Consider the following 14526-nt stretch of genomic DNA (forward strand, 5'->3'; position numbering starts at 1 on the left):
GATGAACAAGCTCGTACTTGGAACCGCCCTCGCCGTGGCGCTCGCCGCGGCAGGCGTCGGCGGCCTCGCCTACTCTCAGCAGGACGACACCGACCGTGTGGAGTCGCTGTGCGAAGCGACCTCGACCGACGCCGCCGAAGCGGCGCGCGCGAAGAACCTCGCCCTGGTCGATGTCGTCGAACGCGGTCCCTTTCTGGCCAGGGGTGAGGACGCCGGCCTGCAGACTTTCAAGGTCCGCACCCTGGCCGTCTTCAAGGGCACGCTGCCGGCCGAGGCGGAGATCGGCCTGCCGCAGGGCGTGGAGATGACGCTGCAGGCCGGCAGCCGGTACGAGGTGTCGGTCCTCGGCCCCGACAACGGCACCTGGCTGGCCCGCTTCACCCGGCCCGTACCGGCGGGCCAGACCTCCCAGGCCATCGCAGCGCACTGGAAGACGCAGCTCGACAAACACTTCGTCGAGCCGCCGTGCGACGACACCACGTCCGCGCCCTAGGGGGAGTGCAGCACTCCGAAGGTGCCCGACGGGTCCTACGGGCTTGCCCAGGGCTCGCCGGACTTGGGGTGCGGCCGGCACGAGCAGAGCCGCTGCCCGCCGGATGGTTGGTGCTCGTCGTCGAGTCTGCTTCGAGGCCGTCCGGCGCCGTCACGGCCAGGCCGAGTCTCGTGACAGTCGCTGCACCAGACCGCCGTGCGCACGAGCGGGGCTCAACGGCATCGGCCGGGACGTCCCACATGTATCGCAGGTGGCCCGAGGCCCGGCGACCGAGGTACCGCAGGAGGCACAGGGGTACACGAGGTCGGCCAGACGAGGGATATGCGCCAGTCGGCAAGGATCGCCCGCCCCGCCCGCTGTGCAGGGGCCTGTCGAACTTCGCTGAGGCGGGCCGCTCGGTTGGGAGGGCGGCCCGAAAATGGCGTCCAGGAGGCCGGTATCGCCCCTTACCGGTCGTCCTTTGCGTTCGTGCCACGCCGGCCGCCTGACCACTCGCGTCCTGGGGCGGTCACGGACGGCAGGTTTCCCACCGGAAGTGGCGCATGCCTCACGTAGCGGGGGTACTGCTCGACTTCATGCCGCGCCACGTAGCCGTCCCCGTCGGCGTCGAAGTCGTCGAAAACCGTGGGCAGATCTCCGCCAGTCCCTGAGAGGGCTCAGTGGCCCGAACCGTAGTAGCCGCCGAGCTGGTCGCGGTAGGCGGGGTCGCCCAGGTGCTTGTCCTTGTCGAACTCCGGCGCGTTCTTGATCTGCTCCTTGGTGAGCGAGACCAGGATCCGCCGCTCCTCGTTGTCGATGGCCGTCACGGTGCTGGCGGGAAGCAGAACTTCCTTGCCGAAGATCCATACGCCGGTGTCGACGACGATGTACTGGTTGGCGACCTCAGCGGAATACTTGTCGACCTTGCCGATGTGTCCATCGACGGCTTCGACCTTGTACCCCGTGAGGTCATCGTCCGGGCCGTGACCCGCGGTCGGAACGTAGCTCCACATGTCGTTGTTCATTCAGGACTCCCTAGTCGATGCCCGTAGTGCGGAATGTGCGGTTGTGCTTGATCCGCGTGCCCACCATCAGGCACTCCATTCGGAATAAGTGGTCTCCGTCGAATCTCCCATTCCAGAGCTTGACGACGCCCCGTCCGGTATCCCGCCGGGACGGGACGTCCGCATGTACGGCGGGCTCGGTCCGGTCGTCGACTGGATCAAGCACGGCAAGCCGTCGGGGGGGCCTCAGGGTGGCGGTCGCCCACGCGGCTTCACAGCCTTCCCGCGCAGACGCAGTCAGCCGAACGGCGGCCCTTGCCCGGTCTTCTCAGCCCAGCTTGAGCACAACCCAGTCAGCTCGCACCAGCAGTGAGTCCGCGACATCATCGAGTCCCAGCGGCAAACCGGCCCTCCCCGACCGCCGCCGGAGGTGTGGGGAGGCCTCTTGCGCGTGGCCATGGTGTGCCCTTGTCTCCCCTGCTCCCCGCCCGCCCATGCGGGGCCCGTCCCGGGGCCTTGTCCCGGAGTCCCCGTCCGGGATGGCCCCTCGGCGGGGGTCGAGCTTCTCCAGCTCAGTCCGCTGTTCCCCGCTCGCGCGGGTGGCTTGTCCATAGGTAGCGGGCTCGGGCCCGACTTCTGTGGAGCTCTCATGCCCTGGAACCTGCCGGGACTTGATGGCCCTTCGCGACTCGTTGACAGACCCGTTTGGGATCATGCCCGCATGGACTTCGACCTCGCCCCACCGACCGGCGTTGGCCCGTTGCGGATCGGTATGACTCGGCACGCGGCCAACTCGGCACTGGGAATCCCTCTGCGATCTCTCTGCGATCTCGGAGTCTGATCGGCCGGCGCAGCACGTCTTCCGTCCCAGCGGGCTGATGATCAGCATCCACTGCATGCGAGAAATGCTTGAGGCCATCGAGTTGGGAAGGCCGTCGTCCCACACGGACCGAGTGTTGTTTCAGGGTGTGGACGTGTTCGCGCTTCCGGCCCGCGAGGTTGTCCAGCGCGTGGGCGAGTTCACCTCGATCGAGGAAGATCCTGAGGACGATGCATCATTCATTGCCCCGGACTTGCTGCTGAGCTTCTGGCGTCCATTCGCGGCCGACGACGAGCCCGAGGAAGAGCAGGGCTACTACTTCAGCTCGGTCCTGCTGGCACGCCCTGGCTACTACGACACCCCTGCTCAGGCTGCGGAGCGACTCCAGCAGAGCACGTGACAGGCCCATCAGGACGCCGGCAAGACTCGTTCCTGCAAGAGGCCGAGCTCGGCCCGTCCCTACATCTGGTGCTTGCTCCTTTTGATCCGGCTGCCTCGAACGCGGGTCGTGCACTGAATCGCCCACCCCGCCAGACAGGCCCGTCCGCGATGCGGACGGGCCTGTCTGGCGGCAGCAGCAACGCGGTCAGGAGGCGGCCGGGCGATGTCCTGAGCAGTCGAGCACCGCGTCCATCTCCTTGGCGGTCTTCAGCCCCGCGGAGGTCCAGTATGAGCCGTCGGGAATCCGAGCCGCCTTCACTGCGGACATGTCGAAGACCTCTCCGGTACCTCCCCCGGAGCCGTAGTCGACGAGTACGTCGAGCTCTCCGGGCAGCTGCGCGGGCGCGTGGCCGGCAGCGGCCTCACGATAGTCTTCCGCCTTCCACAAGGTCAGCTGACCGTTCTTGCCCTGATCGGTCAGTGGTCCGGCGGCATGCCAGACAAGCTTCTCCGAAGCGCTGTCGCGGACCTCGACCCGGAGTGGCCGGTCGCCGGGGCACTGCGCGGCCTTTACGGTGACCTTGTTGCCGTCAATCCTCATCCCTAGCCCGGCGACGCTCCCAGGGTCTGACATGGAGCGCACGACGAAAGCCCAGACCAAGAGCCCGCCGGCCAGAGCGATCACGACGACCGCCGTACCCACGATCCACAGCCACGGCCGCTTTGTCTTCAGCAAGAGTAACCACCGTCTCGGTAGCCGGCCCGGCGTTCCCACCTGTTGCGGCAGGGGTTGGTGCCGGCCCTGAAGTACATGTAGATGAAGCGAAGACCATAGCGACGCCATTGGGTACGGTGCTTCTTTTCGTGCCGCATCAGATTGTACGAAGGGTTCCGGTTCGACGTGAAGAACGTCGTCCCGATGGTGGTCCCCCCACGTTGGTGGAACCCGGCACCGCCGGAGCACACCCTCATACCGTAGCGGTAGCTGCATCGGTATCCAGCAGCCCGGCTCAGGTATGCGGTGCCACGACCGATGGCCGCAGCTTGGGCCCTGTTGTAACCGCGGTACAGTCGGCCACCCCAGTACCAGCTCTTCCGCTTGAAGCGGTTCCACCACGACTTACCGTCGAGGTCGAACTGGTTGATGGGATCGCCCGGGTAGCCGTAGCGGTTGTCTCCGCCGCCGTAGACGGGGTCGATGGAGAGGAAGCGCCCGGTCACGGGGTTGTAGAGGCGGACACCCATGAGGGTGAGGCCGGTGAGGGTTTCGCTGGAGCGCTGCTTGGCGCCGAGCCAGTTGTAGCGGACGGTCGGCTGGCCCGCGCGGGGGTTGCCGTACTCGTCGTTGTCGAGGACGAGGGGCGCGTCGTTGGTGTCCAGCGGTAGCTGGAGGGCGACGTCGCCATGGATGCTGGTGAACTGCAGGACGGTGCCGCCGGTGGCGCCGGTGGTGGCGGCGAGGTCGCCGGAGGCCGATTCGACGCTACGGGTCAGCGAGCCGTCGGCAGTGTCCTCGACGATCCAGCGGGGGCTGTCACTGTCGCTGTCGTAGTGGTTGACCTTGGATCCGGTCTGGGCCCAGGTGCCGTCGGTGTTCTCCTCCACGGTCCAGGAGCGCAGGCGCTGGCCGGCGTCGAGCTGCCAGGTCTGGCGTTGGGTGCCGCTGGTCTGCTGGTGGACCAGGTCGTTGGCGTAGTAGCCGATCTGGCTGCCCGGGAGGGCGGTGGTGCGGCCGAAGCCGTCGTAGACGTAGCCGGCGTCGATGAGGCGGTCGGCGCTGTCGTAGGTGTAGGTGGCGGTGGTGCCCCCCGTGGTCGGGCAGGCGGCTCCGGCGGCGCTGGCCGCGGTGGTCAGCGAGGTGCGGTTCGTGCGCTTGTCGAAGCCGTAGGTACGGGTCGTGCAGACGTCGCCGACGGTGTCGTTGACGCCGGTCAGGCGGCCGGTCGCGTCGTAGGCGTAGTCCTGGGCGGACCAGCCGGCGTGCTCGGTGACCTGGCCGTGGACGGATTCCTGGACGATGTCGGAGTAGACGACCTGGCCGTCGCTGTCACGGGTGTAGACCCGGGAGAGCGTGGCGCCGGTGGTGTCTTCCTTGACCTTCAGGGTGTAGCCGCCGGGGAGCTTCTCGGTGGCGACGGAGCCGTCGGCGTCGTACGTGGCGGCGAAGGTTCCGGCGATCGAGTCCGTGGTCGACGTGGCCAGGCCGCGGGGCTCGAGCGTGGCGTCGTAGGTGTAGGTGACGGTGGACTGTGTCGAGTCGCTGGTCTTGACCGTCCGGTTGAGCAGGTCGTACTCGGTCGTGGTCACACCGCCGTCGGCGTCGGTGTACGCGACCTGGCGGCCGAGCTTGTCGAATTCCTTGGTGATCGTGCCGCCGGTCGGCGACGTCGTCCTGACGGCCTGGCCGGTGGCCGGGTCGTACTCGGTCGTCGTGACCGGGACGGCCTGGCCGAGCCCGCCGGTCAGGCTGGTGGTGACCGGGCGTCCGGCGGCGTCGTAGGTGCTGGTGGTGGTGCGGGTGACGCCGTTGGCGGTCTCGGTGACCTTGGCCGGGTTGCCCCACCAGTCGTACTCGGTGGTGGTGGTCGGCAAGCCGGTCGGGTTCGAGCCGCCGCCCGTGATCGCGCCGGCCGGTCCCGTGGAGCAGACCTGGTCGGCCCACTCCGGGCGGCCCGCGCAGGTGCCGGTGCCGGCCGCGGACCAGTACGAGGTGACGCGGGTGCCGGCGTCGGTGCCGGTCGCGCCGGGCAGGAGCTGCTTGGTGACGCGGCCCTGGTCGTCGTACTCGGTGGTCTCGGCGATCGCGAGGCCGGCCGGGTCCTTGATCGTCTTGACCGGCAGGCCCTTGGCCCAGTCGTAGAGCGTCTGAGTGACTCGGGCGTCGGTCATCGCAGTGGAGCCGTACACCTGCGCGCCGGTCGTGACCTTGGTGACCTGGTTCTCGACCTTGGCGGTGCCGTCAGTGGGGCGGCCGGCGTCGTACTCGTTGACCGTCCACGAACGCGCCACCGTGGTCTCGGCACCGGCGTTCGGGGTGATCCGCCGCAGCGGGCCGAACTCCTCGAGTTCGCGGATGCCCTTGGCGTCGTAGACGGACTTCGTGGAGAGCAGGTCGGCGCGGTCGGCCGTGGACAGGCCGTTGATGCCGAGGTCGGTGAGTGTGGCCTGGTCGGCCGCGGTGCCGCCGAGAGCCAGGGCCCGGTTTCCGGCCGTGAGCTCGCCGATGGTGTTGCCGAAGCGGTCGTACTCGGTGGTGGTGATGTTGCCGCCGGGTCCGGCCGCGTTCACCTCGCGCCCGGAGGCGTTGGTGTACGTGATCGACGCACGCCGGTAGTCGGCCGAGGTCAGCTGGTCACCGGAGTTCGCTGCCGGAACGGCGTCGGCAGGGAAGACGGCGGTGGCATCGGTGGGGCCATCGGTCTGGCCCCACGCCTGCACATCGGAGGCGCCCATGGCATAGGGGGCCTTGGAGCCGTTCAGCGGCACGTCGTAAACGATGCTCGTGGCTGCGGTGCCCGAGGTGACGTCCTTGGTGCCCTGCTGCAGACCGGAGCGGCTTGCCTTCAGGAGCATGCCGTCGCCGGCGGTCGCGGCGTTGCCCGCCTTGCCGTAGGCGAAGGTCCAAGGCAGCTGACCTGCCGGGGTCAGGGTGGTGACGCGGCCCGCGGTGTCGTAGGCGTACTGCGTCTTCAGTGCCGGGGTGATCAGCGGGTTGTACGTCTCGCGCAGGCGGCCGGAGGCGTCGTACGCGTACTTCTGCACCGTCTTCGACGTCGCCGCGGCGGCACCGGGCTCGGTCGACCACGCGCGGATCTCCTTGACCTGACCGGCGAAGTCGCCGAAGGCGGTGTCCGTGCCGGTCGTGGCGGTCGCGTAGACGAACTCCAGCGCCCTGCAGCCCTTGGTGGACGGCGTCGCCGTGCAGGTGGTCGCCGAGGCGGCGGAGGTCGGGGCGATGACCAGCTTGGGGCGGGCCAGCTTGGCGGTGCCCACGGTCACGGCCTCGGAGATCACCGTGGTCGTGGACTGCGCGAGGCCGTCCATGGTGCTGGAGGCGACCTGCCATGTGGTGGCGGCCGCGTCGGGCCTGGTGAAGACGGTGACGGTGCCTTCGGTGTCCTTCAGCGTGAACGAACCCGTGAGCGATCCGGTCAGCGTGAGGTCCTCGGAGCCGGGCTCCGGCTTCCAGCCGCCCCCGCTCGTCGCGGTGAAGCCGAGCTCCTCGCCCTCGCCGTCGACCAGCGCGACCGAGGTCGTCGAGGTCTTCCGCACGAATGCCCAGTCCGACTCCGTGATCTCCGCGGTCGTACCGGAGGTCCACTGCGGGCCGAAGATCGCCGCCTGTCCGTCCTGCTTCGCACCCGCGTCGGGGCGGCGCGAGGACGCCGAACGCGAGACCGACAGGTCGAACATCGACGCGTCGGTCGCCGACAGGCCGTAGTCACCGGTGAGCAGGTTGACCGAGCCGGGGCCGGCCTCCTCCGACGGGGCGGTGCCCGCGTCGCGGTCCACGGTGATCTCGTTGTCCGGTGAGTACACGGTCGTCGAGCCGTCGGTGAACGCGGCACGGACCTCGATCGGACCGTCCTCGGCGAGGGTGTCCGTGATGTTCCACGTCAGACCGGCCGGCTTGCCGTTCGTCACGGCGACGGGCCAGGCGGAAACCGTGTTCGCGCCCTGCCGGACGTCGGCTACGGGCACGTTCTTCCACGTGTCCGTCTCACCGCGCCGGTACTGGTACGTCACACCGGTGTAGGACGTCAGGCCCTCGGCCGACAGGCCCACGCGGCGCGCCGGGCGCTCGCCCTGACCCGGGGTCAGCAGTGCCGCTCCCGAGCCCGCGTAGAAGACGTGGGACGTCTCGGTCGAGGCGTTGCCGGCCGGGTCCTTCGTGCGGACGGTCACCGTGTGCTTGCCGGCGGGGAAGCTCAGCGTCTTGGACACGGCGGTGCCGGTCGTCGTCGCCGTCGCCCAGGCGCCGGAGTCCAGCTTGTACTCCACGGCCGCCACGTCGCTCGCGGGCGGGGTGAAGCTGAAGGCGCCGGAGAAGTTGCCGTTGGCGTCCGGGGTGCCGGACCAGGTGTTGGCCGGGAAGTCGGCGGAGGCGATGGCGCTGGTCGCGGGCTTGGTGGTGTCGACGGTGAAGTACACCGACGGCGTCCAGTTCGACCAGGAACTGCCGTCGTAGATACGGCCCTTGTACCAGTAGGTGTGCCCGTTGACGAGCTTGCCCGCGGGGACGGTGTGGGAGACCGTCTTGTTGGTGACCGGGTCCTCGGTGCCGGAGTCGTACACCTCGAGGTTGGTGGTGCCCTCCCACACCTCCCACTTCGAGCGCAGGAAGGTGGTCTCCGCGTCGCTCGCGGTGTAGGACAGGGCCGGCGTCGTCGACGTCGTCCAGTTCTTGCCCGCGTTCGCGCGACCCGGGGTGACGGTCATCGGGTTCCCGGCGACCGGGATCGTGTTGTACGTGACCGAGATGTACGGCGTGTTGGACGCCGCGTTGCCCGAGTTGAACCGCTTCCACGAGTAGGGGTCCGACTCGTTGGTGGCGCGGATGCCCATCGCGTTGGAGCCGTTGCCGTTCGCCGCCCAGGCGACCGCGAGGTTCTTGATGTCCTGCGAGACCCAGCCGTCGGCGCACGAGGACGAGAAGCCCTTCGTCGCCGTCGTCGTGGCCCACTTGGTGTTCCAGTTCGGCTGCGCGGTCCACCGGGTGCTCGTCGTGGCGTGCGGGGTGTCCCACACCTCCCAGCTGCTCGGCGAGCAGGACCAGGAGTGGAAGTTGAACAGATTGAGCTTGGCGCCCAGGATCTGCTTGCCCGTGATGCCCGTCATCGGGAACGACAGGAACGAACGGGCGATCTGGCCCGAGCCGTTGTTGCCGAGCTTGAGCTCCGTCGACGTCGACATGTCGGTCGTGTAGCCCTGCTGCACGAAGGTGTCGAAGCTGGAGCCGATGTTGACCGCCGGGTCGACGGTGACCGGGTACTTCGTCGCCGGGTCCGCGAGGAACCTCGCGTCCGGCGTCAGCGTCAGGTCGACGCGGTTCCCGCGCTGGGTGACCTTCAGGCCGACGTCCGCCCTGCGCGTGTGCTCGCCCGACTTCGCGTCGACGGAGGCGTCCCACATCACCGGTGCCGGCAGCAGACCGACCTGCTTGCCCGTCTTCGCGTCGACGAACGTCACCGAACGGTCGGCGTTGGCCCGGGCCTTGATGCCCTTCGCGTTCAGCGTCAGCGTCACCGAGCCGTTCGCCGCCACGGCGGAACGGTCCTTCAGCTCCAGGAACTGCTCGAAGCCGGTACGGGTCGACTCGATCACCAGGTCCGTCGCCGTCAGCGCGTCCTCGTAACGAGCCGTCGTGCCCGACAGCTTCGGCTCCGGCAGCACGCCTCGCCACGACAGACCGAGCTCACGGCCCTCGCCGGCGCCCAGCGTCACCAGCGGGACCTCCGCCGTCCCCGCCTCACCGGCGGCGCCCGACGCACGCACCTTCGCCGCCTGCGCGGCGGGCGTCCTCCCGCCGAGCCGCAGCCCCAGCGGGTGCCCCTTGGCGGCGATCACACCGTCGTGCTTCGCCAGCTCGACGTCGATGTCACGCCAGTCGCCCGTCGCCGCGTCGCGGAACCGGACCGGGCCCGACGAGGCGTCCGTCGTGACCGTGCCGTCGGGGTTCGCCCACGTCGTCGACGACTCCGTGCGCTCCGACTTCGCTTCCACCCGCTTGCCCGACAACCGGGCCGCGACCTGCGCCGAGGCCAGGTCCGCCGCTTCCGTCGGGTAAGCGGGCCGCTCCGCCGCAGCCCGCTCCTGCGAGGGCAGCGCCACCGCCTGGCCGGTCGTCGCCACGACCACCGCGGCGTCGAAGGCCATCAAACCAGCCAGGGACAGGGCTATCCGCGGCAGCGCGCCACGGCGCAGCCACCTCGACCCCCCGCCCCGTCTGTCCGGCAGATCCATGCGCTCACTCACTACGCGATCCCTCCCCAATGCACGACGCGTCCAGGTCATGTGCAGGGGACGGGCATGCCGAAGAGCCGGCCGTCGACATCAGTCGCGCCGCCGTACTCTCGGCTCCACTGCGTTGCCCCCCCGGCACCGAACGCGACGTTAGATGTCTGTGCATCGTCAGTCCCAGGTCCGAGCGCGCCACCCCCAGGACATCTCGCGCCAAGCTCCGTCACGAACTGCCGACCCCAGGAGGAATCCGGCCCCCCTTTCGGAGTGAGCCAGCCGAGTTCATCCAGAGGACGGGCCTCGGAGTCATCGCAGTTGTCGATTTCGTCAACCGGTAAGGCGACGTTTCGCGACTTTCGCAGGCGGCAGGGAGCGTCCCTCCCCGACGAGCGACCGCGACCACCGCAGAGGCACGGCAGGGATGCTGCTCAGCCGAGTGCCCGCCCCGGCTTGGCGCGAGATCCCCTGCGAGTGGCGCACTCGGTCCTGGCCTCGACCACACGCGACCATCTAGGTTTTGCTGGAATCGTGCCCCGATTGATGCCGCCTGGTGTTTGAGAGGGGCTGAAGGACAGCAGCCTGCCGGGGGCGGCGGCCCGTCCAGCGGAGTAAGACGCGGCGGAGGGTGCGGGCGTCGGCGTAGCCGCTGCGTTCGGCGATCGCGTCGATGGGTAAGTCAGTGGCGCTGAGCAGCGGTGTGACGTCCGCGCGGCGAAGGGTCTCAAGAGCACCCTGCTGCCGAAGTGCTCAGCCGACGTTGCCACAGGCTGCGGGCCGGGATGCCGGCCCCTTCTGCGTAGGCCACGACGTCTGCAGTGCCGCCGTACGCCCACGCGGGTATTCCGTCCCGCACGGCAGCAATTTGTCGACCAGGCCGACGAGGATTTCGGACCCCACCTGGTGTGCCTCGGAGGTCGACTCGGTCATGCCGGTCTTGTGGACATCAGCCTGACCCCGGCATGACCGCCGTCGTCCTCATCTACCTGCCACCGGCCACGACCCGCTCCGCCCGGACGTCGAGCGGATCAACACCATCAGCATCCACGCTCGCCTCCTGCAGCAAGGCCGCTGGCACTTCCACCATTTCTTCATCCCCGACGACACCGGCCGCATCCAGCAGGACGCCACCCTCCACCCCCTGCGCTTCACGGGCAACAACTGACGCATCGCCGACGGCCACATGCGCGACGCCCTCGCCCACGGTTCCCACGCCACCCGGCCCAGGCCGGCATCCGACCTCGATCTCGTCTACACCGGCAGCACACCCCGGCCCGTCGACCGCCTCACTTGCCTCATCGACGGTGTCAACCAGCTCCACACCGACCACGGACTGCCCCTCGACGAAGAGGTCCCCTTCACCTCCAAGCTGTACGCCACCATCCGAGAGGTCGAGCACGCGGCCCTCCCTGGCCCTCGTCGGTACGAGCGAGGCGAGCGACGTCACCGCTACCACCAGGGCGAGCGAGTGCCAGGGGAGGATCGCGCCCGGCCGGTCGTCGATGAGGTCGACGCCGTGCCACACGGCTGCGATCCAGCCGGCGGTCCCGACCGGCACCATCACCTTCAGCCCGCGCTCCCCGGCGATCCGCATGCCGATCCACAACACCAGCGGCATCACCAGCGCCGTGTTGATCAGCGCGGTCGTGAAGGCCTGGTCGTACGAGTAGCCCTGCGGGCTGCCGAGCGACGCCGCGGCCTGGCTCATCAGGCCGAGGTTCAGGGTGTCGGAGAGGATCAGATGGGCGGCGGCGACGGCGAGCAGGGTGACGACGATCGCCTTGAGCAGCCGTGAGAGCGAAGTCATGGGACCGACTATACGTGGCGTGTATACATGGAGTGCATAGCGGGGTACCTCCGCCTGCGCGGAGAGGACGAGCTTCTTCACGGTCACCGCCAGATCGAGGTCGGTTCACCTCCGCCTGCGCGGAAAAGACGAGATCCCGACGTCGCTGGTCCACCGCAACGCCGGTTGACCCCCGCCCGCGGGGGGGGGGGGGGGGGCAAGTCGCTGATCCTGGAGGCGTGCTGTTCCCCGCTTGCGCGGGCCTCATCGGTTCCGATGCCTCGGGCCACACCGAGGACATGCGCGCCAGCAGCGGTCATTGGCGGAGCGGGGTGCCGGCCCGAGGACGAGGAGAGCGAGTCCGTCCGCAGTGCCGTGTTCCGTCTCCTCGACGGCATGGCTTTCAAGCGCGCCCGGATTCGCGGTGGTCACCCTCATCGCGGAAGACCTGCGCCTGGCCGGCGAAGGTCGCGGCACGCAGATCTCCCTCGATCGCGAGTGCGAGGACCGGCTGCGGCTGGAGCCGGTCCTGGAGCGCATCAACGCCCGGTACGGGCGGCGCCTCGCCGGGCCCGCCGGGGCGGGCTCGAAGGCCGGCTGGCAGACCACGGCCCCAGACCTGGCCCCCTCCGCCGCCGACTGGATACGTTCGCGGCCGCGGCGCGCCCGGAGCGCCGCGGCACCAAGGGAACGGCGGCGGCGTCAGGGCCGCAGGATGCCCGCCAGACCGGCCGAGGATCCGGGGGAGTGCATCCTGCTTGGCCTGCCTCATGAGTCATCGACCGGGCGGTGAACCTCTTGCTCGGGCCCATGGTCCGAGTGGGGACGCCGGATTTCGACCATGATGCGACGCCAGGACCGAATCACGTCGGGGACCTGGTCGAGCAGGCCCTTCAAGGCGAACAAGAAGATGGACACGGCGCCGGCCGTTGCCAGAATCCCTAGGACGATCTGCGCATCCATGCCTGGGCCTCTCCTGCGAGTGGAGGGTGGCCGAGCTGAGCGCAAAACTGCATGCAGAGTGGCAGGTGTCTCAGGTCGACCACCCGAGAAACGAGTGATCAACTGAGGCCCTGCCGACGCACAGGCCGTGTCTTGAATTGTCGCGATTGACGCGGCGTCACCGTGGTGACACACGCGCCCGAAAGGGACGTCGGACCCATTCCCGTCGCAGCCAGCTCTCCTGGCCGTGCCTTACGAACTCTAGTGGCCAGTCGCGCTGTTGTCGTCCATTTCGGGCGTCAGGCAGTGATTGTCATCCCGCAGTCGACCTCTGAGCGTGGCGTTGCACTGTTGTGGGTCCGCAGGCGTGATCTCCGGTGCTGATTTCATGTGTCGATCGTTCGGGTCGAGCGGGGGCGTGAGCGCAGGGCAGGCAGCCGGGCACAGTCTTCGGCGCCGGCCAGGCTCTCGTCCAGGGTCAGGAGCGACAGGAGCCGCACCGGCCGGCCAGCTGCGGCAGCGGCCTGCAGCTTGTGGTGGCCGTCGAGGAGGAAGTGGGTCAGGCCCCAGTGAACGCAGGGGTCATCTCCCAGATCGAGGGCGGGTTGGCACACGTCCAGCGTGGAGACCGCCACTGCGGTGGGGACCGTTCCCTGCTTCATGAGCGCGACGTACTCCTTGACACGTTCCCTTTCGTTCCACGCCGGGGGGACCATGGGCACGACGAACTCGTAGAGGTGGGCATCCGCGTCGACGGCGGTCTCGAAGGTCCGGTAGTACGGGGTGTGCGGGTACTGGGGGAGGCCCCAGAACTGATCAATCCCCCACGTCGCAACCTGTTCGCCGCTGAAGTAGTCGCCTTCCCGGCCGGGGACGACCAGCCGGGGTTCCACGCTCAGGAGCAGCGGAAGGTACTGGCCCTCCGGCAGCAACGAGCCGAACGCCTCGATCACGCCGCCGCCGTCCAGCTCGTTCAGGGGGCCGGCGAGCCGTTCTTGCACGCTCTCCAGGGACAGCTTCTCTCTCGCGCCCTCCAGCCGCCGGAACAGCAACGGGCATGTTCCGCAGTAGAAGCTGAGCTCGAAGGCAGGCTCGTCGTCGACCATGAGCAAGCGGCGCCGGGGCCCGCCGCCGATCTCCTGCAGTTCCGTATCGAAGTGCAACCGCGCCTCGCAGGCGGGGAGGCCGAGGCGGCGAGGGTCTCCCGTTTTGATCATCACGGACCGACCGTACGGGACGTCGTGGAGCAACTCCACGTAGCGGCGACGGGTGTGGGCGTCCTGCCCACGGGCCCTACTCCGGGAGCCGTTGGTAGTAGCGCGGCTATGAGCAGCACCGATCTGGTCGAGGCCAAAGCGGCGGCGCAGCTGTGGGACGGCGACAGGAGCTGAGCCGCCACCATCCGCCCCCGGGCGAGGCCCCAGTCCCGCCCAAGCCGCGGGCGTACGGGCGCACCCGACCCGGCACGGGGAGGCCCGACCACCGGCCCCGCCACAGCCCCGTCACACTGAAGCCAAGCAGCACCCACCGACCAGGCAGAAGACCCCGATCCCCGCCGCCGTACGCGCGTGTGACTGCGCCCGCGACGTCCAGGAGGACGAGCTGCCGTCCGTCCGGCCGGGGCCGGACGGATCTGCTACCAGGCCCTGGCATTCATGACGGTTACCGGTTACAGGCCCGGAGGGGCCCGGCACCCCCCCCGCGCGGTGCCGGGCTGCATCCGACGGTTACCGGTAACCGGCCACAGCAGCGGTCGGCCTCCTCACCGCGTCTGTCCGTGGTGAGCCCTATCCGTGAGGCGGGTGGGTGTTTTCCCCCTGGCGGGGGTGTCTTGTGTGTGGCGGTGAGGGACTTGCCAGGAGCGCCGTTCCGTTCGCAGGTGCCTGACAGGTCAGCTTGGTCCGGCTGCGATGCCGGCGAGGGCGTGCTGGAGTTTGCGGATGGCTTCCTCGGCCTGTGTGTACTGCTCGGGGGTGGAGGGGATCGCGCCGAAGGTGGGCCCGCCTTTGGGGGGGGGGGGGGGGGGGGGGGGGGGGGGGGGGGGGGGGTGGGGGGGGGGGGGGGGCGCCGCGGGGGGGGGGGGGCGGGGGGGGGGGGGGGGCGGCGGCCCGGGGGGGCGCCGGCGGGGGGGGGGGGCGCCGCGGGCGCCCGGGCACGCCAGTCC

8 protein-coding genes and 1 pseudogene are annotated in these 14526 nt (G+C 69.3%); 2 read left to right on the forward strand and 7 right to left on the reverse strand.

Going from position 1 to position 14526, the window contains the following annotated elements:
- Position 1: 1 nt before the first annotated feature.
- The gene (locus ACH414_RS31715) at positions 2 to 493 is read left to right on the forward strand and encodes a hypothetical protein (protein WP_398944499.1); all 492 of its coding nucleotides are present in this window, start codon (positions 2 to 4) and stop codon (positions 491 to 493) included.
- 656 nt (positions 494 to 1149) lie between these two features.
- On the opposite strand, the gene ACH414_RS31720 is transcribed toward ACH414_RS31715, so the two are convergent.
- Positions 1150 to 1497, reverse strand: a complete 348-nt coding sequence (locus tag ACH414_RS31720; RefSeq protein ID WP_382544571.1) for a PRC-barrel domain-containing protein — start codon at positions 1495 to 1497, stop codon at positions 1150 to 1152.
- A gap of 875 nt (positions 1498 to 2372) precedes the next feature.
- Here ACH414_RS31720 and ACH414_RS31725 point away from each other — a divergent pair.
- A complete protein-coding gene (locus ACH414_RS31725) occupies positions 2373 to 2696 on the forward strand; it encodes a hypothetical protein (protein WP_398944502.1) in 324 nt (107 codons plus the stop codon).
- 186 nt (positions 2697 to 2882) lie between these two features.
- On the opposite strand, the gene ACH414_RS31730 is transcribed toward ACH414_RS31725, so the two are convergent.
- From ACH414_RS31730 to ACH414_RS31755, 6 genes and pseudogenes are all read right to left on the reverse strand, one after another.
- Positions 2883 to 3413 (reverse strand): hypothetical protein, encoded by a 531-nt coding sequence (locus ACH414_RS31730; RefSeq protein ID WP_398944505.1) that lies wholly within the window; start codon positions 3411 to 3413, stop codon positions 2883 to 2885.
- Positions 3407 to 9553 carry a DNRLRE domain-containing protein gene (locus ACH414_RS31735; protein WP_398944508.1) on the reverse strand — a complete coding sequence of 2049 codons (6147 nt, stop codon included), beginning with the start codon at positions 9551 to 9553 and terminating at the stop codon, positions 3407 to 3409. Before ACH414_RS31735 ends, ACH414_RS31730 begins: the two co-directional genes overlap by 7 nt.
- An 805-nt stretch (positions 9554 to 10358) precedes the next feature.
- A pseudogene (locus ACH414_RS31740) lies at positions 10359 to 10585 on the reverse strand (hypothetical protein); the annotation flags it as partial.
- Positions 10586 to 10616: 31 nt separating this feature from the next.
- A complete protein-coding gene (locus ACH414_RS31745; protein ID WP_398944511.1) occupies positions 10617 to 11441 on the reverse strand; it encodes a hypothetical protein in 825 nt (274 codons plus the stop codon).
- A gap of 747 nt (positions 11442 to 12188) precedes the next feature.
- Positions 12189 to 12383, reverse strand: a complete 195-nt coding sequence (locus tag ACH414_RS31750; protein ID WP_382544587.1) for a hypothetical protein — start codon at positions 12381 to 12383, stop codon at positions 12189 to 12191.
- A gap of 365 nt (positions 12384 to 12748) precedes the next feature.
- Complete coding sequence (locus ACH414_RS31755) at positions 12749 to 13579, reverse strand: hypothetical protein (protein ID WP_391768483.1); 831 nt, start codon at positions 13577 to 13579, stop codon at positions 12749 to 12751.
- Positions 13580 to 14526: the final 947 nt, after the last annotated feature.

Source organism: Streptomyces sp. NPDC020422 (assembly GCF_044386705.1).
Taxonomy (GTDB): domain Bacteria; phylum Actinomycetota; class Actinomycetes; order Streptomycetales; family Streptomycetaceae; genus Streptomyces.